This window comes from Citrobacter amalonaticus, assembly GCF_002918555.1.
Lineage (GTDB): Bacteria > Pseudomonadota > Gammaproteobacteria > Enterobacterales > Enterobacteriaceae > Citrobacter_C > Citrobacter_C amalonaticus_A.
In genome coordinates this window covers 994,955-1,016,752 of record NZ_PQMB01000001.1, presented here as the reverse complement: position 1 = coordinate 1,016,752, position 21,798 = coordinate 994,955, and the positions used below count along the sequence as shown (strand labels likewise).

Annotated in this window: 18 protein-coding genes; 15 read left to right on the top strand and 3 right to left on the bottom strand. The window is 56.1% G+C overall.

The features are described from left to right. Positions 1-56: 56 nt before the first annotated feature. Positions 57-1,040, bottom strand: coding sequence for an autoinducer 2 ABC transporter substrate-binding protein (locus C3432_RS05045; protein ID WP_103775552.1), 984 nt, complete (start codon positions 1,038-1,040; stop codon positions 57-59). 414 nt (positions 1,041-1,454) lie between these two features. On the opposite strand from C3432_RS05045, the gene C3432_RS05040 reads away from it, so the two are divergent. Further along, the gene (locus tag C3432_RS05040; protein WP_103775551.1) at positions 1,455-2,093 is read left to right on the top strand and encodes a DUF1007 family protein; all 639 of its coding nucleotides are present in this window, start codon (positions 1,455-1,457) and stop codon (positions 2,091-2,093) included. Further along, a complete protein-coding gene (locus tag C3432_RS05035) occupies positions 2,084-3,064 on the top strand; it encodes a nickel/cobalt transporter (protein ID WP_103775550.1) in 981 nt (326 codons plus the stop codon). The genes C3432_RS05040 and C3432_RS05035 overlap by 10 nt, the downstream gene beginning before the upstream one ends. Positions 3,065-3,145: 81 nt before the next feature. Here C3432_RS05035 and suhB read toward each other — a convergent pair whose 3' ends face one another. Then, positions 3,146-3,952, bottom strand: a complete 807-nt coding sequence (gene suhB, locus C3432_RS05030; RefSeq protein ID WP_103775549.1) for an inositol-1-monophosphatase — start codon at positions 3,950-3,952, stop codon at positions 3,146-3,148. Between the two features lie 125 nt (positions 3,953-4,077). On the opposite strand from suhB, the gene trmJ reads away from it, so the two are divergent. From trmJ to sseB, 11 genes are all read left to right on the top strand, one after another. Further along, positions 4,078-4,809 (top strand): tRNA (cytosine(32)/uridine(32)-2'-O)-methyltransferase TrmJ, encoded by a 732-nt coding sequence (gene trmJ / locus C3432_RS05025; RefSeq protein ID WP_103775548.1) that lies wholly within the window; start codon positions 4,078-4,080, stop codon positions 4,807-4,809. A gap of 244 nt (positions 4,810-5,053) precedes the next feature. After that, a complete protein-coding gene (iscR, locus tag C3432_RS05020) occupies positions 5,054-5,545 on the top strand; it encodes a Fe-S cluster assembly transcriptional regulator IscR (protein WP_103775547.1) in 492 nt (163 codons plus the stop codon). A gap of 166 nt (positions 5,546-5,711) precedes the next feature. Beyond that, positions 5,712-6,926, top strand: coding sequence for a cysteine desulfurase (gene iscS, locus C3432_RS05015; RefSeq protein ID WP_103775546.1), 1,215 nt, complete (start codon positions 5,712-5,714; stop codon positions 6,924-6,926). Positions 6,927-7,074: 148 nt separating this feature from the next. Continuing rightward, a complete protein-coding gene (iscU, locus tag C3432_RS05010) occupies positions 7,075-7,461 on the top strand; it encodes a Fe-S cluster assembly scaffold IscU (RefSeq protein WP_002913991.1) in 387 nt (128 codons plus the stop codon). Between the two features lie 21 nt (positions 7,462-7,482). After that, the gene (iscA, locus tag C3432_RS05005; protein WP_003037681.1) at positions 7,483-7,806 is read left to right on the top strand and encodes an iron-sulfur cluster assembly protein IscA; all 324 of its coding nucleotides are present in this window, start codon (positions 7,483-7,485) and stop codon (positions 7,804-7,806) included. A 199-nt stretch (positions 7,807-8,005) separates the two neighbouring features. Further along, positions 8,006-8,521 (top strand): co-chaperone HscB, encoded by a 516-nt coding sequence (gene hscB, locus C3432_RS05000; RefSeq protein ID WP_103775545.1) that lies wholly within the window; start codon positions 8,006-8,008, stop codon positions 8,519-8,521. 15 nt (positions 8,522-8,536) lie between these two features. Next, positions 8,537-10,387, top strand: a complete 1,851-nt coding sequence (gene hscA / locus C3432_RS04995; RefSeq protein WP_103775544.1) for a Fe-S protein assembly chaperone HscA — start codon at positions 8,537-8,539, stop codon at positions 10,385-10,387. A 1-nt stretch (position 10,388) separates the two neighbouring features. Then, positions 10,389-10,724, top strand: a complete 336-nt coding sequence (gene fdx, locus C3432_RS04990) for an ISC system 2Fe-2S type ferredoxin (protein ID WP_103775543.1) — start codon at positions 10,389-10,391, stop codon at positions 10,722-10,724. Between the two features lie 11 nt (positions 10,725-10,735). Beyond that, entirely contained in the window at positions 10,736-10,936 is a 201-nt protein-coding gene (gene iscX / locus C3432_RS04985; protein WP_103775542.1) for a Fe-S cluster assembly protein IscX, read from the top strand. A gap of 179 nt (positions 10,937-11,115) precedes the next feature. Further along, complete coding sequence (gene pepB, locus C3432_RS04980) at positions 11,116-12,399, top strand: aminopeptidase PepB (RefSeq protein WP_103775541.1); 1,284 nt, start codon at positions 11,116-11,118, stop codon at positions 12,397-12,399. 107 nt (positions 12,400-12,506) lie between these two features. After that, a complete protein-coding gene (gene sseB, locus C3432_RS04975; protein WP_103775638.1) occupies positions 12,507-13,283 on the top strand; it encodes an enhanced serine sensitivity protein SseB in 777 nt (258 codons plus the stop codon). Positions 13,284-13,368: 85 nt separating this feature from the next. On the opposite strand, the gene sseA is transcribed toward sseB, so the two are convergent. Further along, positions 13,369-14,211 (bottom strand): 3-mercaptopyruvate sulfurtransferase, encoded by an 843-nt coding sequence (gene sseA, locus C3432_RS04970; RefSeq protein WP_103775540.1) that lies wholly within the window; start codon positions 14,209-14,211, stop codon positions 13,369-13,371. A 207-nt stretch (positions 14,212-14,418) separates the two neighbouring features. Between sseA and C3432_RS04965 the strand changes: the two genes are divergently transcribed. Next, entirely contained in the window at positions 14,419-19,353 is a 4,935-nt protein-coding gene (locus tag C3432_RS04965; protein WP_103775539.1) for an alpha-2-macroglobulin family protein, read from the top strand. Continuing rightward, positions 19,354-21,666 (top strand): peptidoglycan glycosyltransferase PbpC, encoded by a 2,313-nt coding sequence (gene pbpC, locus C3432_RS04960; RefSeq protein ID WP_103775538.1) that lies wholly within the window; start codon positions 19,354-19,356, stop codon positions 21,664-21,666. The last annotated feature ends 132 nt before the right edge of the window (positions 21,667-21,798 follow it).

Sequence of the window (21,798 nt, the reverse complement as noted above, 5' to 3'; positions counted from 1 at the left end):
GTAGAGTGCGCCGACCAGACGGCCGGCGTCAGGGTTACCTGGGTTGGCGTAATGCCTTAAAAACCGAGCGACTGCGCGTTGTCTTTCGTGACTTCGAGGATCTTGTTAAAGCGGATCACTTTCTTGTCCATGTCGACGTCGGCTTTCCCTAAACCGTCAATCGTCAGCTCCGGGGTGACCTCTTTGCCTTGTAACAGTTGGTCAGCCACCGTCACCAGCGCATAACCGGCATCTTTCGGATCCCACAACAGCGCTTTTTTGATGTCGCCGCGCATCAGATAAGGGGCGGCCTGGGCAGGCATCGCAATACCGACCACGGCAATTTTATCTTTGGCGCGTTTTTTCTGTACCGCCTGGCCTGCCCCGATTGGGCCGAGGGAGCCGAAGCCAACGATCCCTTTCATTTGCGGATAGGTTTTCATCAAATCCAGGGTGGTGGAGTAGGATTTATCAATACTTTCAGCGACCGGCAAACGTGAGGTCACTTCGAACATCTCAGGGTATTTTTCTTTCTGGTATTTAATGGCGTAATCCGCCCAGGCGTTATGCAACGGTACGGTCAGCGAGCCGACGTAAATGGCATAGCCACCTTTCCCGCCCATCTCTTTTGCCAGCTCATCGACGTTGGCCTGTGCATATTTTTCACTGTCGATGGTTTCAACATCCCACTGACCAATTTGCTGATCCGGAGACTCATGCGTCAGGACAACGATCCCTTTATCGCGTGCTTTTTTCAGCACTGGCTCAAGGACTTTGGCATCGTTAGGAACCACGATAATGGCGTTCACATTCTTGGCGATCAGATCTTCAATCACCTTTACCTGCTGAGCAGGGTCCGGTGTGGAAGGGCCGGTCTGATAAGCATTCACATCCAGCTTTTTCGCTGCTTCGTTGACGCCGGTTTCCATCCGGTTAAACCAGGGAATACCGGTGACTTTCGCCACTACTGCAATTTCATACTTCTCTGCCGCAAAGGATGTACCGGACAACATGCATGCAGAAACCAGGGTTGCACTGAGTAATGCGAGTTTGAATTTCATAGTTGTACCTTTTCCAGGGACCAGGGTATGTCACGACGCGAGATTAACAACGAAGGGAAGAGGGAATGAATATCAAGTTGTGAAAATGTGACTAATAGCCATTGTTGTTATTTTATGATTAATATTTAGTTAAAAAATTGTTTTATTTGAGGGCGAGCGTCAAGAGTCATTCCATTTTCTTGTTAAATAATCATCATTTAATAACTATCAATTAACAATTGATTATCAATTAAGGCGTCTGAAACGGTTTAACATCGGGCGTGGGTGGCTTCTGCCAGAGAAGAAATTTCCAAAATTGAGAACTGAATCGAGGCTGGAAATCGCTGCCCGGGATTTCACGTTCAATGATATTCTCACGGCAGTCTCGTAAAGACCGCCGCGGATGGCGGTCTGGATTTTAACCGTGGAGAGTTCATGCAACGCGTTAATCGCATCGCTATAACGTTCTTTCTCGCTGTGCTGTCTTTCGGTGTCAGTGCGCATCCTCACAGCTTTATCCGTCTCCAAACCCAGGTAGTGAGCGAAAACGACCAGTTTGTGGCGCTGAAAATGCGCTGGACGATGGACGAACTCACCTCCGCCGATCTGCTTTATGATGCGGGTAATGCCAAACCGGGATCGGAAATCTGGAAAAAACTGGCGGCGGAAGTGATGGCAAATGTGCTCGGGCAGCACTATTTCACTGAGATATGGCACAACGGGCAAAGGGTTAAGTTTAAAAATCGTCCAACGGAGTACGGTATGGAGCGCGATGAGCATCAGGCAGTGCTGACGTTTGTTCTGCCGTTAGTCGAGCCGCAGCCGCTGCACGGACAAACCTATACCTTCTCAACTTTCGATCCTTCGTACTATGTGGATATGAGTTACAACGACGATCGGGACGCGACGTTGGCCCCGGCCCTGAACAAGCGCTGTACGATAACTGTACATACGCCAACGCCGAGTGAAGATACGCTAAGCTTTGCACAGTCGCTGGATAAAGAAGACGCGCCGCCGGAGGATATGGATTTGGGGAAACAGTTCGCGCAGAAGGTGACGCTGACATGTCAGTGATTGCACAAAACACATCGCGTCCTCGTCGCTGGCTGTCGTTGTGGCCGCTGGCCTTATTTTTGTTGCTGGCAGTGGCGGGAGGCATCTGGCTATGGCACGCCTGGCCACAGGTGATGGTTCAGAGCATCCTCTGGCAGCGGGAAGTGAATCAGCAGATGAGCGCGCTGCTCAAGGCCGTGGCGGCGAATCCGGCCCAGGCAGGGGGGACGCTGCTGCTGTTCAGCTTTATTTATGGCGTGCTCCATGCGCTGGGACCCGGCCACGGGAAAGTGGTGATTACCACCTGGCTGGCAACCCATCCATCAAAACTGAAATCGAGTATCGGGCTGACGCTGGCGTCATCATTACTGCAGGGGCTGGTGGCAATTGTGCTGGTTGTGGTGGTACTGACAATATTGCAGCTTCCGGCAAGACAGCTCCATCTGAGCAGCTTCTGGCTGGAAAAGGGGAGCTATGCGTTAGTCGGTGTGCTGGGCGTTTTACTGTGCTGGCGGGCGGTGAAAAAATTACGTGTATTGCTGCGCAGGCCGAAGTTCACCGCCTTTACGCCGCAGCATATACATCATGCAAACTGCGGCTGTGGGCATCAGCATCTGCCGAATCCGGAGCAGTTACAGAGTGGCGACGACTGGCGCGCGCGGCTGATGATTATCCTGTCAATGGGAATGCGTCCCTGCTCCGGGGCAATCATGGTGCTGCTGTTCAGCAAGGTGGTGGGCGTATTTAGCTGGGGGATGGCATCAGCCCTTGCGATGGCCGCAGGGACATCTTTGACCATTAGCTCGCTTGCTCTGCTGGTGCACAGTTTCCGCACGCTGGCGAGCAGACTCAGCGGAGATCGGGCGCCGGTATTATGGCGACAGGTTGGTGGGACAACGCTGGCGTTAGCCGGGGGCGCGATATTGATCGCAGCGGCGGTGGTGATGTGGGTCAGTGCAGTACCCGTCGGCAGGGGATTGCGACCGTTTTAACCATCGCCGGATGGCGCTGCGCTTATCCGGCCGACAATCCCCTCAGGCCCGGTCAGCGTAGCGCCGCCGGGCAAAAACGAATTAGCGCTTCAGCGCATCGCTCAGTTCTTCACGCATGTTCGCCAGCATGGCCTTCACTACGCGTGGGTTACCTGCCACGATGTTGCCGGTTGTCATGAAGTTATGACCACCAACAAAGTCGCACACCAGCGCGCCTGCTTCGCGGGCAATCAGCTCACCTGCGGCGAAATCCCATGGCTTGAGGCCAATTTCGAAATACCCATCCACGCGGCCTGCGGCAACGTAAACCAGATCCAGCGCAGCGGAACCGGTGCGGCGGAAGTCGGCGCACTCGGTAAACATTTTGCCGAGAATATTCATGTAAGAGGTTGCGTGCTGTTTCGCTTTGAACGGGAAACCGGTGGCGATAATGGTGCCGTCCAGGTCGCGGGCAGTGCTGCCACGCAGACGGTAACCGTTCAGCTGTGCGCCCTGACCGCGGGTCGCGGTGAACAGTTCGTTACGCATGGGATCGTAGACCACCGCGACTTCAGTACGGCCTTTAATGCGTACTGCGATAGAAACCGCGAAGTGCGGGAGGTGTTTTATGAAGTTGGTAGTGCCATCCAGTGGATCGATAACCCATTGAACATCCTGATCTTCGCCTTTATGCTCACCGCTCTCTTCGGTGATGATGGTGTGCTGCGGGTAAGATTTGCGAATGGTTTCGATAATCATTGCCTCTGCGGCTTTATCGACGTTGGTCACAAAATCATTGCTGCCTTTCTGGCTGGTTTCTACGCTGTCCGGCATTTCGTAGTGTTTGGCAATTACATTACCCGCCTTGCGCGCTGCGCGCACGGCGATGGTCAACATTGGATGTTGCATCGGTCACTCTCACTGGATGTTAAAGAACGGGGGAAACAGAAACGGCGCAGAGTATAGCAGTGAGATCGGAATATGTCTTCGTTTTATGATAATATGTCCGAATAATCTTTAGCTGAAGAAAGACAATGCTGCAAAATATTCGAATCGTGCTGGTCGAAACGTCGCACACCGGCAATATGGGCTCTGTTGCCCGCGCTATGAAAACGATGGGTTTAACCAATCTGTGGCTGGTGAATCCGCTGGTCAAGCCCGACTCCCAGGCCATCGCGCTGGCGGCAGGCGCCAGCGACGTGATCGGTAATGCACAGATCGTCGATACGCTTGACGAAGCGCTGGCCGGATGCAGTCTGGTGGTGGGAACCAGCGCACGTTCGCGTACGCTGCCGTGGCCGATGCTGGATCCGCGTGAGTGTGGCTTGAAAAGTGTGGCAGAAGCGACAAACGCGCCGGTTGCATTAGTCTTTGGCCGTGAGCGCGTGGGCCTGACGAACGATGAGCTACAGAAGTGCCATTATCACGTCGCGATTGCCGCTAATCCGGAGTACAGCTCGCTGAATCTGGCGATGGCGGTGCAGGTCATCGCCTATGAAGTCCGGATGGCCTGGCTGGCGACGCAGGAAGATCGCGGCACGGCAGAACATGAAGAGACGCCGTATCCACTGGTGGACGATCTGGAACGTTTTTACGGTCATCTGGAGCAAACCCTGCTGGCAACGGGCTTTATTCGTGAAAGCCACCCAGGTCAGGTGATGAATAAACTGCGTCGTCTGTTTACCCGTGCCCGTCCGGAAAGCCAGGAACTGAACATCCTGCGCGGTATTCTGGCGTCAATCGAGCAGAAGAATAAAGAGCAGTAATGTCTGTTTGCCCGGTGGCGCTATCGCTTACCGGGCCTGCAAGCGATCTGGTTCACTGACAGGATAAACGGTCGCGCCATCCGGCAGTCGTGATGAGCGCACTGAAAGTTAAATACCTGACTAAATTAGTCAAGTAAATAGTTGACTGATTTAGTCGGGAATGTCAGACTTGGCCCTGCTATGCAATATCCCCATTTTACAATAAAAAACCCCGGGCAGGGGCGAGTTTGAGGTTAAGTAAGACATGAGACTGACATCTAAAGGGCGTTATGCCGTGACCGCAATGCTGGACGTTGCGCTCAACTCCGAAGCGGGCCCGGTACCGTTGGCTGATATTTCTGAACGTCAGGGAATTTCCCTCTCTTATCTGGAACAGCTGTTCTCCCGTTTACGTAAAAACGGTTTGGTTTCCAGCGTACGTGGACCCGGCGGCGGTTATCTGCTGGGCAAAGACGCAGGCAGCATCGCCGTTGGCGAAGTGATTAGCGCTGTTGACGAGTCGGTTGATGCGACCCGTTGCCAGGGCAAAGGCGGTTGTCAGGGCGGCGATAAGTGCCTGACCCATGCGCTGTGGCGCGATCTGAGTGACCGTCTGACTGGTTTCCTCAACAATATTACATTAGGTGAACTGGTGAATAACCAGGAAGTTCTGGATGTGTCCGATCGTCAGCACACCCATGACACGCCACGTAGCACCCGTACGCAAGAGGCGATCGACGTTAAGTTACGCGCTTAATTTAGCCGTCCTGTTTCGGGGCGCTGCTGCACCGCAAAACAGTTAGGGTAAAAATTATAAGGTTTTTAGAATCAGGCCGGGGTGCTCGCGTCCCGTTAACACGGCCGTACATCCAGCCGGTTGCCTGATTCCTTGCATTGAAGCGATGTACGGAGTTTATAGAGCAATGAAATTACCGATTTATCTCGATTACTCCGCAACCACGCCGGTGGACCCGCGTGTTGCCGAGAAAATGATGCAGTTTCTCACCCTGGACGGTACCTTTGGTAACCCGGCCTCCCGTTCACACCGTTTCGGCTGGCAGGCTGAAGAGGCGGTCGATATCGCCCGTAATCAGATTGCCGATCTGGTCGGTGCCGATCCGCGTGAAATCGTCTTTACCTCCGGTGCGACGGAATCTGACAACCTGGCGATTAAAGGTGCAGCCAACTTTTATCAGAAAAAAGGCAAGCACATCATCACCAGCAAAACCGAACACAAAGCCGTGCTGGATACCTGCCGTCAGCTGGAGCGTGAAGGGTTTGAAGTAACCTACCTGGCGCCGCAGCGTAACGGGATTATCGATCTCAAAGAGCTCGAAGCGGCGATGCGTGATGACACTATCCTCGTTTCCATCATGCACGTGAACAACGAAATTGGCGTGGTGCAGGATATCGCGACCATCGGCGAAATGTGCCGTGCGCGCGGCATCATCTATCACGTTGACGCCACTCAGAGCGTGGGTAAACTGCCTGTCGATCTGAGCCAGCTGAAAGTGGACCTGATGTCCTTCTCCGGGCACAAAATCTACGGTCCGAAAGGTATTGGCGCGCTGTATGTGCGTCGTAAACCGCGTATCCGTATTGAAGCGCAGATGCACGGCGGCGGTCACGAACGCGGCATGCGTTCTGGTACTCTGCCGGTTCACCAGATTGTCGGTATGGGCGAAGCTTACCGTATCGCCAAAGAAGAGATGGAAACTGAGATGGCGCGTCTGCGCGGTCTGCGTAACCGTCTGTGGAACGGCGTGAAAGATATGGAAGAGGTGTACCTCAACGGGGACCTCGAGCAGGGCGCACCGAATATTCTCAACGTCAGCTTTAACTACGTTGAAGGCGAATCCCTGATTATGGCGCTGAAAGACCTGGCGGTCTCCTCTGGTTCAGCCTGTACCTCCGCAAGCCTTGAGCCATCCTACGTGCTGCGCGCGCTGGGGATGACCGATGAGCTGGCGCATAGCTCTATTCGTTTCTCTTTAGGTCGTTTTACTACCGAAGAAGAGATTGATTACACCATCGAACTGGTTCGTAACTCCATCGGCCGTCTGCGCGACCTTTCTCCGCTGTGGGAAATGTACAAGCAGGGCGTGGACCTGAACAGCATCGAATGGTCACATCATTAATCGGTATACCCGTCATACTTCAAGTTGCAGATGCGTTGGTCGCACTCGCTCACCCCAGTCACGTACTTATGTACGCTCCTGGGGATTTGCTCCCTTGCCGCCTTCCTGCAACTCGAATTATTTAGGGTACACATAAGGAGAATTCATTATGGCTTACAGCGAAAAAGTAATCGATCATTACGAGAATCCCCGCAACGTGGGTTCCTTTGACAACAGCGATGAGAACGTGGGCAGCGGGATGGTGGGTGCACCGGCCTGTGGCGACGTGATGAAGTTGCAGATTAAAGTCAACAATGAAGGTATCATTGAAGACGCGCGTTTCAAGACTTACGGCTGCGGTTCCGCCATCGCCTCCAGCTCTCTGGTTACCGAATGGGTAAAAGGGAAATCCCTGGATGAAGCGCAGGCGATTAAAAATACCGATATTGCAGACGAGCTTGAACTGCCGCCGGTGAAAATTCACTGCTCTATTCTGGCAGAAGACGCGATAAAAGCCGCGATTGCGGATTACAAAAGCAAACGTGAAGCAAAATAACGAGATAGTTGAGGTTTTGTTATGTCGATTACACTTAGCGACAGTGCAGCAGCGCGAGTAAATACCTTTCTGGCAAACCGTGGTAAAGGGTTTGGCCTGCGTCTGGGCGTAAGAACCTCGGGCTGCTCGGGTATGGCTTATGTACTGGAATTTGTTGATGAACCGGCTGCGGAAGACACCGTGTTTGAAGACAAAGGCGTTAAAGTTGTGGTCGACGGCAAGAGCCTGCAATTTCTGGACGGTACGCAGCTCGACTTCGTGAAAGAAGGTCTGAACGAAGGGTTTAAATTCACCAACCCGAACGTGAAAGACGAGTGTGGATGCGGCGAAAGCTTCCACGTGTAGCGCGTACCTTTTGTTATACCTGAAGACTTCGGGTTGCAGGAAGGTAGCAAGCGAATGAATTCCCAGGGGCTTACCTGAGTAAGTGGCTGGAGTGAATGAATGCAGCTTACACATCTGCACCCTGAAGTATGACGGTATAACCCCACCGTGGTTTTGCTACGCGTGGGGTTTGTTCTACCAGGCTACCCCTGAGAATGTTATGGACTACTTCACCCTCTTTGGCTTACCGGCCCGTTATCAGCTCGATACGCAGGCGCTGAGCCTACGTTTTCAGGATCTACAACGTCAGTTTCATCCTGATAAATTCGCCAGCGGTACGCAGGCGGAGCAGCTCGCCGCCGTACAGCAATCCGCTACAATCAACCAGGCCTGGCAAACGCTGCGTCACCCTTTGATGCGGGCGGAATACTTGCTTTCGCTCCACGGTTTCTCACTTGCCAGCGAGCAGCACACGGTGCGCGATACCGCTTTTCTGATGGAACAGCTGGAACTGCGTGAAGAGCTTGACGAGATTGAACAGGCGAAGGATGAAGCGCGGCTGGAAGGTTTTCTCCAGCGCGTGAAAAAGATGTTTGATTCCCGCCATCAGCTGATGGTGGAACAGCTGGATAACGAGACGTGGGACGTGGCGGCGGATACCGTGCGTAAGCTGCGTTTTCTCGATAAACTGCGCAGCTCAGCAGAACAACTCGAAGAAAAGCTGCTCGATTTTTAATATTCGGAAGCAATTATGGCCTTATTACAAATTAGTGAGCCTGGTCTGAGTGCTGCGCCGCATCAGCGTCGTCTGGCAGCGGGCATAGACTTAGGCACCACCAACTCTCTGGTTGCAACCGTACGCAGCGGCCAGGCTGAAACGCTGGCCGATCATGATGGTCGTCACCTGTTGCCGTCAGTGGTTCACTATCAGCAGCAGGGCCACACCGTCGGCTACGCGGCGCGTACCAATGCCGCACTCGATACCGCGAACACCATCAGCTCGGTTAAACGAATGATGGGGCGTTCGCTGGCGGATATCCAGACGCGTTATCCTCATCTGCCGTACCGTTTCCAGGCGAGTGAAAATGGTCTGCCGATGATTGAAACGGTGGCGGGTTTACTCAACCCGGTGCGCGTTTCCGCCGATATTCTGAAAGCGCTGGCGGCGCGGGCAAGCGAATCGCTCTCTGGCGAACTGGACGGCGTGGTGATTACCGTTCCTGCCTATTTTGATGACGCACAACGTCAGGGTACCAAAGACGCCGCGCGTCTGGCGGGCCTGCACGTATTGCGTTTGCTGAACGAACCCACCGCCGCGGCGATTGCTTATGGCCTGGATTCCGGTAAAGAGGGCGTCATCGCGGTTTACGATCTTGGTGGCGGAACCTTTGATATCTCGATTCTGCGTCTGAGTCGCGGCGTGTTCGAAGTGCTGGCGACGGGCGGCGATTCAGCGCTCGGCGGTGATGATTTCGATCATCTGCTGGCGGACTACATCCGTGAGCAGGCGGGAATTGCCGATCGTAGTGATAACCGCGTACAGCGTGAGCTGCTGGATGCCGCTATCGCCGCGAAAATCGCGCTGAGTGATGCCAGTTCCGTCACCGTTGACGTCGCTGGCTGGAAAGGCGAGCTGACCCGCGAGCTGTTTAATGACCTGATTGCCGCCCTGGTTAAGCGCACGCTGCTGGCCTGTCGTCGCGCCTTGAAAGATGCGGGCGTTGAGGCACAGGACGTGCTGGAAGTGGTGATGGTTGGCGGCTCCACGCGCGTGCCGCTGGTGCGCGAACGCGTAGGTGAGTTTTTTGGGCGTCCGCCGTTGACCTCGATTGACCCGGATAAAGTGGTTGCCATCGGCGCGGCGATTCAGGCCGATATTCTGGTCGGTAACAAGCCGGACAGCGAAATGCTGCTGCTGGACGTGATCCCGCTGTCGCTGGGGCTTGAAACCATGGGCGGTCTGGTGGAGAAGGTTATCCCGCGCAACACGACCATTCCGGTGGCGCGCGCGCAGGACTTCACCACCTTTAAAGACGGTCAGACCGCGATGTCCATCCACGTGATGCAGGGCGAGCGCGAACTGGTACAGGATTGCCGTTCACTGGCGCGCTTCGCGCTGCGGGGCATTCCGGCGTTACCGGCGGGGGGGGCGCATATTCGCGTCACTTTCCAGGTGGATGCGGATGGCCTGCTGAGCGTCACGGCGATGGAAAAATCGACCGGTGTCGAATCGTCTATTCAGGTTAAACCGTCCTACGGTCTGACCGACAGCGAAATCGCCTCTATGATTCAGGATTCGATGAGCTTTGCCGAACAGGATGTAAAAGCCCGCATGTTGGCAGAGCAGAAAGTCGAAGCAGCGCGCGTGCTGGAAAGCTTAACCGGTGCGCTTACTGCTGATGCCGCGCTGCTAAGCGCCGCAGAGCGTCAGCGCATTGACCAGGCCGCTGCGCAACTGAGCGACGTGGCGCAGGGCAATGATGTTGATGCCATAGAACAAGCCATTAAAAACGTAGACAAACAAACCCAGGAATTCGCCGCTCGTCGCATGGACCAGTCGGTCCGTAGCGCGCTGAAAGGCCATTCCGTGGACGAGGTTTAATATGCCAAAGATTGTTATTCTGCCTCATCAGGATCTCTGTCCGGATGGCGCAGTTCTGGAAGCACAGACCGGTGAAACCATTCTCGACGTTGCGCTGCGCAACGGCATTGAAATTGAGCACGCCTGTGAAAAATCCTGTGCCTGCACCACCTGTCACTGCGTCGTCCGCGAAGGATTCGATTCCCTGCCGGAAAGCACGGAAGAAGAAGACGACATGCTGGATAAAGCCTGGGGACTGGAGCCGGAGAGCCGCCTGAGCTGTCAGGCGCGGGTCACTGAAGAAGATTTAGTGGTCGAAATCCCACGTTACACAATCAATCATGCGCGTGAGCATTAACAGAGGGTAGTATGGGACTGAAGTGGACCGATAGTCGCGAAATCGGTGAAGCGTTGTACGACGCGTTCCCGGACCTCGATCCGAAGACCGTTCGTTTCACTGACATGCATCAGTGGATCTGCGAGCTGGACGATTTTGACGACAATCCTGACGCATCCAGTGAAAAAATTCTGGAGGCGATTCTGCTAGTCTGGTTAGACGAAGCCGAATAATTTTCGCGTTATGATCCACGTTGCAGATGCGTTGGCCGCGTTCGCTCACTCCAGTCGCATAGTCATCTATGCTCCAGGGGATTTGCTTACTTGCCGCCTTCCAGCAACGCAAATCATTTAGCGAAAAAAATCTAACGGGCTGCCAAAGGGTGGCCCGTTTGCTAATAAGGATAAATAAAATGACCGAAGCTATGAAAGTTACCCTTTCCACGCAACCTGCCGATGCCCGCTGGGGAGAGAAAGCGACATACAGCATCAATAACGACGGCATTACTCTGCACCTGACCGGTAAAGACGACCTCGGTTTGATCCAGCGCGCGGCGCGGAAAATCGACGGGCTGACTATCAAACATGTACAGCTGGCGGGCGAAGGCTGGGATGCAGACCGCTGCTGGGCGTTCTGGCAAGGCTATAAAGCCCCGAAAGGGACTCGTAAGATCGACTGGCCGGAGCTGGATGACGCGGCACAGAAGGAGCTGAATAACCGCCTGACCATTATTGACTGGGTACGCGATACCATTAACGCACCGGCAGAAGAGCTGGGGCCAGAACAGCTGGCCCAGCGTGCGGTGGATCTGCTGTGCAGCGTGGCCTGCGATCATGTCTCGTATCGCATTACTAAAGGCGAAGATCTGCGCGAGCAAAACTACATGGGTTTGCATACCGTGGGCCGTGGTTCGGAACGTCCGCCGGTGCTGCTGGCGCTGGATTACAACCCGACGGGCGATAAAGAAGCGCCGGTCTACGCATGCCTGGTGGGTAAAGGGATCACCTTTGATTCTGGCGGCTACAGCATCAAGCAGAGCGCGTTTATGGACTCCATGAAGTCCGACATGGGGGGCGCGGCAACGGTGACCGGCGCGCTGGCGTTTGCGATTACCCGTGGCCTGAATACGCGCGTCAAACTTTATCTGTGCTGCGCGGATAACCTGATCAGCGGCAATGCGTTCAAACTGGGCGATATCATTCATTATCGTAACGGTAAGAACGTGGAGATCATGAATACCGATGCGGAAGGGCGTCTGGTGCTGGCAGATGGCCTGATTGATGCCAGCGCGCAAAAACCGGAGCTGATCGTTGATGCCGCAACCCTGACCGGCGCGGCGAAAACGGCACTGGGTAATGACTATCACGCGCTGTTCAGTTTTGATGATCGGCTTGCCGGGCGTCTGCTGGCGAGCGCTGCGGCGGAAAACGAACCGTTCTGGCGCCTGCCGCTGGCGGAATTCCATCGCAGTCAGCTGCCGTCTAACTTTGCGGAGCTGAACAATACGGGCAGTGCGGCGTATCCGGCCGGGGCGAGCACGGCGGCGGGATTCCTGTCGCACTTTGTGGAAAACTATCACGAAGGCTGGCTGCACATCGACTGCTCGGCGACCTACCGTAAAGCTCCGGTTGAGCAATGGTCTGCCGGGGCGACCGGTTTGGGTGTGCGTACCATTGCGAATCTGCTGACCGCATAAAAATGTAAGCCGGATAAGCGATAGCGCCATCCGGCAAATTAACGGCGCGGGTGTTTCGCTTACCCGCCCTGGAAGTTGTACACCTGTTCATTAAATTTGTGGTTCTTATGTCCGAAACCAAAAACGAATTAGAGACCCTGCTGGAGCTGGCGGCGACCGAACCTGCGCATCGTCCGGCGTTTTTCCGTACCTTACTGGAATCTACCGTCTGGGTGCCCGGCACTGCCGCCGAAGGCGAAGCGATCGTTGAAGACAGCGCGTTAGATCTTCAGCACTGGGAAAAAGAAGACGGCACCACCGTGATCCCATTTTTTACCTCGCCTGAGGCGTTGCAGCAGGCGGTGGAAGATGAGCAGGCGTTTGTCGTCATGCCGGTACGTACGCTGTTTGAAATGACGCTCGGCGAGACGCTGTTCCTCAATGCCAGACTGCCGACGGGCAAAGAATTTATGCCGCGTGAAATCAGCCTGCTGGTGGGGGAAGAGGGTAGCCCGCTCAGCACGCAGGAAGTGCTGGAGGGCGGCGAGTCGCTCATCCTCTCTGAAGTGGCGCAGCCGCCCGCGCAGATGATTGATTCACTCACCACGTTGTTTAAAACCATCAAACCGGTAAAGCGCGCTTTTATTTGCGCCATTAAAGAGAGTGCGGATGCGCAACCTAATCTGCTGATTGGTATTGAGGCGGATGGCGATATTGAGGAGATCATTCATGCGGCGGGCAGCGTGGCGACGGACACGTTGCCTGGCGATGAGCCGATTGATATCTGTCAGGTGAAGAAAGGGGAGAAGGGCATTAGTCACTTTATCACCGAGCACATCGCGCCGTTCTATGAACGTCGCTGGGGTGGCTTCCTGCGCGATTTTAAAGCCAACCGCATTATCTGATCCCGGTAGCCGGATGGCGTTACGTCATCCGGATCAATCCGCACTGTAGTGCCGGATTAGCGTCAGCGCCATCCGGCATGGCAACTTAAGCCGGTTCGACCGGCAAATCACCACGCGCGCCCCATTCGCTCCATGCGCCGTCATACAGCGCAACGTTGGGAACGTCCAGCGTGGCAAGCGCCAGCACAACCACCGCCGCCGTGACGCCGGAGCCGCAGCTGGCAATAACTGGCCGGTCAAAACTCACCCCGTGGCTGAAGAAGATGGCATCCAGTTCGTCTGTGGTTTTCAGCTCCCCGTCACGCACCAGTTCCGTCCACGGTACGTTCAGCGCACCCGGCACATGACCACGTCTCAGACCTGGACGCGGCTCGTCAACTTCTGCATTGAAACGTGCCGCCGGGCGGGCGTCGACAATCTGTGCGGTTTTTTCATGGCTGGCCAGCAGCACATCGGTCACCCGCACCACGGCTTCCGGCGTAAATGCTACGTCAAATTCGCCTTCCGGCAATGTCACATCACCTTCCTGGAGCAACAGCTCGTCGCGCTGCCAGCCCGCCAGTCCGCCACCCAGAATCGAGACGTTCTCTACGCCAAAGGTACGTAACATCCACCATGCGCGCGGCGCGGAGAACAGGTTTCCCTCGTCGTACACGATCAGGTGTTTATCCTGGTCTACGCCCAGTTCGCGCATGGCGACGGCAAACGCCTCCGGGCGCGGCATCATATGCGGCAGCGGCGAGGTGTGATCGGAGAGCGCCTCAATATCGAAAAACACGGCGCCAGGAATATGCCCGCTGCGATACTCTTGCGCGACGTCACGCTCTTCCTGTCCCGGGGGAGCCATACGGGCGTCAATAATTTGAATCTGCGGATCGTCGATATGCTCTGCCAGCCAGTCGGCGGCGACAAACCAGGAGGTAGACATGGGGGTCTCCATTTTTTGCCAGATTAGTGACAAATTGTCGGATGTTTACTGAAAAGGAACAAGTAAAAGAGGCTGATTTGTCAGGCGAAACCACATTTCTCATGAAAATTGAGACGACGCAAACAGGATACAGACTTACACAACGTAAAAACTCACGCATAATGGTAACTCTACGTTGCTAACGAGCCACTGTGGCAGGGATGAAAAATGAAACACATACGCGTAGCCGCCTGCATACTTATGCTGGCGCTGACAGGGTGCGACAATAACGATAACACACCGACGGTCGCGCAAGACGATACGCAAGCGCCGCAGACCGCGCCTGCCAACAAAGATCCTGCACAACTCCGGACGCTGGCGCAGCAAAGCACGGGCAAAGCGCTTACCTTGCTGGATGCCTCTGAGGTACAACTGGACGGTGCGGCAACCCTGGTGCTGACCTTCTCTGTCCCGTTGGATCCTGAACAGGATTTTGCCCATACCGTTCATCTGGTGGATAAGAAAAGCGGCAAAGTCGATGGGGCCTGGGAGCTTTCCCCCAGTCTGAAAGAGCTGCGTTTACGCCATCTGGAGCCCAATCGCGACCTGGTGGTTACCGTAGAGCGTGATTTGAAAGCGCTGAATAGCGCGACGTTTGGCATCAATTATGAAAAAACCATTACCACCCGCGACGTGCAGCCAGGCGTAGGCTTCGCCAGTCGCGGCTCGCTGCTGCCGGGAAAAGTGGTGGAAGGCCTGCCGGTAATGGCGCTGAACGTTAATAACGTAGATGTTAACTTCTTCCGCGTGAAGCCTGAGTCGCTGGCAGCATTTGTCAGTCAGTGGGAATACCGCAATTCACTCTCAAACTGGGAGTCGGAAACGCTGCTGAAAATGGCCGATCTGGTGTACACCGGGCGTTTCGATCTGAATCCTGCACGTAATACCCGCGAGAAGCTTCTGTTGCCGATTGGCGAGATCAAGCCGTTGCAGCAGGCAGGGGTATATGTGGCGGTTATGACCAAAGCCGGGCAGTACGAATACAGCAATGCTGCCACGCTGTTTACATTGAGCGATATTGGCGTCTCGGCCCACCGTTACCAGAATCGCCTTGATGTCTTTACCCAGAGCCTGGAAAACGGCGCTGCGCAGCAGGGCATTGATGTTGTCCTGCTGAATGAAAAAGGGCAGACGCTGGCGCAGGCTACCAGTGACGCTCAGGGGCACGTGCAGCTGGAAAATGATAAAAACGCGGCGCTATTGCTGGCGCGTAAAGACGGACAGACCACGCTGCTGGATCTGAAATTACCGGCGCTGGACTTAGCCGAATTTGATATCGCGGGCGAACCCGGTTACAGCAAGCAGTTCTTTATGTTTGGTCCGCGCGATCTCTATCGCCCCGGGGAAACGGTGATCCTCAACGGAGTGTTGCGCGACAGCGACGGCAAAACGCTGCCCGATCAGCCCGTCAAGCTGGAGGTCGTGAAGCCGGACGGTCAGGTATTACGTACGGTGGTCAGCCAGCCAGAGAACGGCCTGTATCGTTTCACCTATCCGCTGGACAGCGGGGCGCCAACGGGGATGTGGCATATTCGTGCCAACACCGGCGACAACCCATCGCGGATGTGGGACTTCCATGTCGAAGATTTTATGCCTGAGCGGATGGCGCTCAATCTCAGCGGGCAGAAGACGCCGCTTGCCCCCTCTGATGAGGTGAAATTTTCGATAGTCGGCTACTACCTCTATGGCGCGCCCGCCAATGGCAATGCGCTGCAGGGCCAGCTGTTCCTGCGCCCTCTGCGTGAAGCAGTATCCGCATTGCCGGGTTTCCAGTTTGGTAACATTGCCGAAGAGAATCTCTCACGTAGTCTGGATGAAGTGCAGCTGACGCTGAACGATCGGGGACGCGGCGAGGTCAGCACTGAAAGCCAGTGGCGTGATACCCACTCGCCGTTACAGGTGGTTTTACAGGCCAGCCTGCTGGAGTCTGGCGGTCGTCCGGTAACCCGTCGTGCGGAACAGGCCATCTGGCCTGCGGAGACTCTGCCGGGTATTCGTCCACAGTTTGCTTCGAAGACGGTGTATGACTATCGCACGGACACGACGGTTAATCAGCCTGGCGTCGATGAAGGCAGCAACGCCTCTTTCGACATTGTATATGCGGATGCGCAGGGCGCTAAACACGCTGTTTCCGGTCTGCAGGTGCGTTTGATTCGTGAGCGCCGTGACTACTACTGGAACTGGTCGGAGAGCGAAGGCTGGGCGTCCCGTTTCGATCAAAAGGATCTGGTGGAAGGTGAGCAGACGCTGGATCTGAAAGCGGATGAAACCGGTAAAGTGACCTTCCCGGTAGAGTGGGGCGCTTATCGTCTGGAGGTGAAAGCGCCGAACGATGCCGTCAGCAGCGTCCGCTTCTGGGCGGGTTACAGCTGGCAGGATAACAGCGACGGCAGCGGGGCGGCACGTCCGGATCGCGTTACGCTGAAGCTGGACAAACCGGCCTACCGCCCTGGCGATACCATAAAACTGCATATCGCAGCACCGGCGGCCGGTAAAGGCTATGCGATGGTGGAGTCCAGCGAAGGTCCGCTGTGGTGGCAGGAAATTGATGTCCCGGCCAACGGTCTGGATCTTTCTGTTCCGGTCGACAAAAACTGGAACCGTCATGACCTGTATCTGAGCGCACTGGTGGTGCGTCCTGGCGACAAAGCCCGTTCGGCTACGCCAAAGCGGGCCGTCGGCCTGCTGCATCTGCCGCTGGGGGATGAAGATCGTCGTCTGGATCTGGCGCTGGAAACGCCAGCCAAAATGCGTCCGAACCAACCGCTGACCGTCAGGATTAAGGCCACCAGTAAAAACGGCGAGCTGCCAAAACAGGTTAACGTGCTGGTGTCGGCGGTAGACAGCGGCGTACTGAATATCACCGATTACGTTACACCAGACCCGTGGCAGGCGTTCTTCGGGCAAAAACGCTATGGCGCGGATATTTATGATATCTACGGTCAGGTCATTGAAGGCCAGGGACGTCTGGCCGCGCTGCGCTTTGGTGGCGATGGGGACGAGCTGAAGCGTGGCGGTAAACCACCGGTGAATCACGTCAATATCGTGGCGCAGCAGGCACAGCCGGTCACGCTGAACGAACAAGGCGAAGGGACGGTAACCCTGCCGATTGGCGATTTCAACGGTGAACTGCGGGTAATGGCGCAGGCGTGGACAGCGGATGATTTCGGTAACAGCGAGAGCAAAGTGGTCGTGGCTGCCCCGGTGATTGCTGAACTGAATATGCCGCGCTTTATGGCCGGCGGTGATACCTCGCGTCTGGTGCTGGACGTGACCAACCTGACCGATCGTCCGCAGACCATCAATGTTGCGCTGGCGGCCAGTGGATTACTGGAACTGATTAGCGAACAGCCTGCTCCGGTAAATCTCGCGCCGGGCGTGCGTACCACGCTGTTCATCCCCGTTCGGGCGAAAGAGGGCTTTGGCGATGGTGAACTTCAGGCCACGCTGACGGGGCTGGAACTGCCGGGAGAAACCATCGGTGCACAGCATAAGCAGTGGAAGATAGGCGTACGTCCGGCGTTCCCGGCGCAGACGGTCAATAACGGCGTGATGCTCCAGCCGGGCGAAACGTGGAACATGCCCGCTGATGAGCTGACAAACTTCTCGCCGGTGACGGTGCAGGGGCAGCTGCTGTTCAGCGGCAAGCCGCCGTTGAACCTCGCGCGTTATATCAGAGAGCTGAAGGCGTACCCATATGGATGCCTGGAACAAACCACCAGCGGCCTGTTCCCGTCACTTTATACGAATGCCGCGCAGCTAAAAGCGCTGGGTATTGCGGGTGATACGGATGACAAACGTCGCGCCGCGGTGGATACGGGCATTTCACGGCTGTTGCAAATGCAGCGTGATAACGGTGGTTTTGCGCTGTGGGATAAAAATGGTCCGGAAGAGTACTGGCTTACTGCTTATGTGATGGACTTCCTCGTTCGCGCTGGCGAGCAAGGCTATAGCGTCCCGACAGAGGCGATTAACCAGGGTAACGAACGTCTGCTGCGCTATCTGCAGGATCCGGGCATGATGTCGATTCGCTACAGCGATGATACACAGGCGAGCAAGTTTGCCGTTCAGGCGTATGCCGCTCTGGTGCTGGCGCGTCAGCAGAAAGCGCCGCTTGGCGTACTGCGTGAAATCTGGGAGCGTCGCGGGCAGGCCACTTCAGGCTTACCGCTGCTGCAACTGGGGATTGCGCTGAAAAATATGGGCGATGCGAATCGCAGTGAGCAGGCCATAGCGCTGGCGCTCAAGACGCCGCGTAATGATGAACGTCAATGGATGGCGGATTACGGTAGCGCGCTTCGCGATAACGCGCTGATGTTATCGTTGCTGGAAGAGAACAAGCAGCAGCCAGACGCGCAAAACGCCCTGTTAAATACGCTCTCTGAGCAGGCTTTTGGCCAGCGCTGGCTGTCAACCCAGGAGAGCAACGCGCTGTTCCTCGCCGCCCGTTCCCTGGAGGATCTGCCGGGTAACTGGCAGGTGCAAACCTCGCTCTCAGCGCAGCCGCTGTCGGGGGATAAAGCGCAAACCCGTAACCTGGATGCCGACGAACTGGCTGCGCTGCAGGTCACCAATAATGGCGGTCAGCCGCTGTGGCTGCGCCTGGATGTGAGTGGTTATCCGCACTCAGTCCCTGCACCTGCGAGCAATGTGCTGAAAATTGAGCGCCAGATCCTGGGAACCGATGGGCGCAGCAAATCGCTGGACTCACTGCGCAGTGGCGAGCTGGTGCTGGTCTGGCTGGAGGTGAAAGCCAGTCAAAATGTGCCGGATGCGCTGGTGGTGGACCTGCTGCCTGCGGGGCTGGAGCTGGAAAACCAGAACCTGGCGAACGGTAGCGCCAGTTTGCAGGACAGCGGCAGCGAAGTGCAGAATCTGTTGAGTCAGATGCAGCAGGCTGATATTCAGCATATGGAGTTCCGTGACGATCGCTTCGTGGCGGCGGTAGCCGTGAATGACGGTCAGCCGGTTACTCTTGTCTACCTGGCGCGAGCGGTTACGCCGGGTACATATCAGCTGCCGATGCCGCAGGTGGAGTCGATGTATGTTCCGCAATGGCGAGCAACCGGTTCAACTGAGGATCTGTTGATTGTTAAACCGTAAATGATCCGTTTACGCCGTAAGCGTGGCTGCTGGCTCTGGCTGGCAGCCGCACCGCTCCTTATTATTGCTGCCGCCTGGGCGGCAGATAAAATCTGGCCGCTCCCGCTCAGGGAAGTGAATCCGGCTCGCGTGGTGGTGGCCCGCGACGGGACGCCGCTGTGGCGCTTTGCTGACACGGAGGGCATCTGGCGCTATCCGGTGACGATTGAAGATGTCTCGCCCCGCTATCTCGACGCGCTGATCAACTACGAAGATCGCTGGTTCTGGCAACATCCGGGGATCAATCCACTTTCTGTTTTACGCGCTGCCTGGCAGGACGTCTCTTCCGGACGCGTAATTTCTGGCGGCAGCACGCTGACCATGCAGGTCGCAAGACTTCTGGATCCGCATCCGCGTACGTTTGGCGGCAAGTTCCGTCAACTCTGGCGCGCGCTCCAGCTCGAATGGCATCTCTCCAAACGCGATATTCTGACGCTTTACCTTAATCGTGCGCCGTTCGGCGGAACGTTGCAGGGGGTGGGCGCGGCAAGCTGGGCTTATCTGGGAAAACCACCGGCGCAGCTCAGTTATTCTGAAGCGGCTTTGCTGGCGGTACTGCCGCAGGCACCGAGCCGCCTGCGCCCCGATCGCTGGCCGGAGCGAGCGCAGGCCGCCCGTGACAAAGTACTGGAACGGATGGCGACACAGGGAGTCTGGCCCCATAAGCAGGTAGAGGAGTCCCGCGAAGAACCTGTCTGGCTGGCCCCCCGCCAGATGCCGCAACTTGCGCCGCTGTTCTCACGGATGATGCTTGGCAAAAGTAAAAGTAACAAGATTGTGACGACGCTGGATGTGGGCCTGCAACGACAGCTGGAGGAGCTGGCGCAAAACTGGAAAGCGCGGCTCCCGGCACGCAGTTCGCTGGCAATGATCGTTGTCGATCATACCGATATGAGCGTGCGCGGCTGGGTGGGATCGGTCGATATGAATGACGATACGCGTTTCGGCCACGTAGATATGGTCGAGGCGGTGCGATCGCCGGGATCGGTGCTCAAACCGTTCGCCTACGGGTTGGCGCTGGACGAGGGATTGATTCATCCCGCTTCGCTATTACAGGATGTGCCGCGTCGTACCGGGGATTATCGTCCGGGCAATTTCGACAGTGGTTTTCATGGGCCAGTCAGCATGAGTGAGGCGCTGGTTCGCTCGCTGAATTTGCCTGCGGTACAGGTGCTTGAGGCGTATGGCCCTAAACGTTTTGCCGCAAAATTACGTCACGTTGGATTGCCCTTGTATCTGCCTGCCGGGGCGGCGCCGAACCTGTCGTTGATTCTGGGAGGGGCGGGAGCGCGGCTTGCTGATATGACGGCGGCGTACAGTGCGTTTGCCCGTCATGGTAAAGCAGGCAAATTGCGTTTGCAGCCGGGTGACCCTCTGCTTGAACGCCCGCTGATGTCGACCGGTGCGGCGTGGATCATCCGGCGAATTATGGCCGACGAGGCGCAACCTCTGCCGGATAATACCCTGCCGCGCATTGTGCCGTTGGCGTGGAAAACAGGGACCAGCTACGGTTATCGCGATGCGTGGGCGATGGGGATTAATGCCCGCTATGTGATTGGTATCTGGACCGGAAGGCCCGATGGAACGCCCGTTGTCGGGCAATTTGGTTTTGCCAGCGCAATACCGCTCCTGAACCAGGTCAATAATCTGCTCCAGGCGCGGGCAACGCAGCAGCCTGAAGATCCACGTCCTGAGTCGGTGAGCCGTGGTGTTATCTGTTGGCCGGGCGGACAGTCGTTGCCCGCCGGAGACAGCAACTGCCGTCGCCGTCTGACGACCTGGTTGCTGGATGGCAGCCAGCCGCCAACATTACTGTTACCGGAGCAGGAGGGGGTCAGCGGGATCCGTTTTCCCGTCTGGCTGGATACGTCTGGAAAACGCGTGGCCGCGGATTGTCCGCAGGCTCTTGAACAGACGCTGATTGTCTGGCCGCTGCCGCTGGAACCCTGGCTGCCCGCTTCTGAACGTCGCGCCGCGCGTTTGCCCGCAGCGTCCGCCTCCTGTCCGCCGCTGAGGCAGGAATCTCCCTTACCGCTACAGCTGACAGGCGTGCGTGATGGAGCGATTGTGAAACGTTTACCCGGCGCTTCGCAGGCGAGTTTATCCATTCTGAGCAGTGGTGGCGCGGGAGCGCGCTGGTGGTTTCTCAACGGCGAACCGCTGGATGAGCGTGGGCGGAGTATCACGTTACGCCTTACAGAAAAAGGGGACTATCAGCTGCTGGTTATGGACGATGTCGGGCAGGTGGCTACGGTGAGATTGACTCTGCAGTAGACCATACTGAGATAATTTGTTGCCAATGCTCATCTTATTTTAAAAAAATGTTACCTTCATCAATAGTCAACAGCGCGGATGCTCTTTATAATCCGCGCCAGGTCGTCCAGACATATCCCCTGAATCATTCAA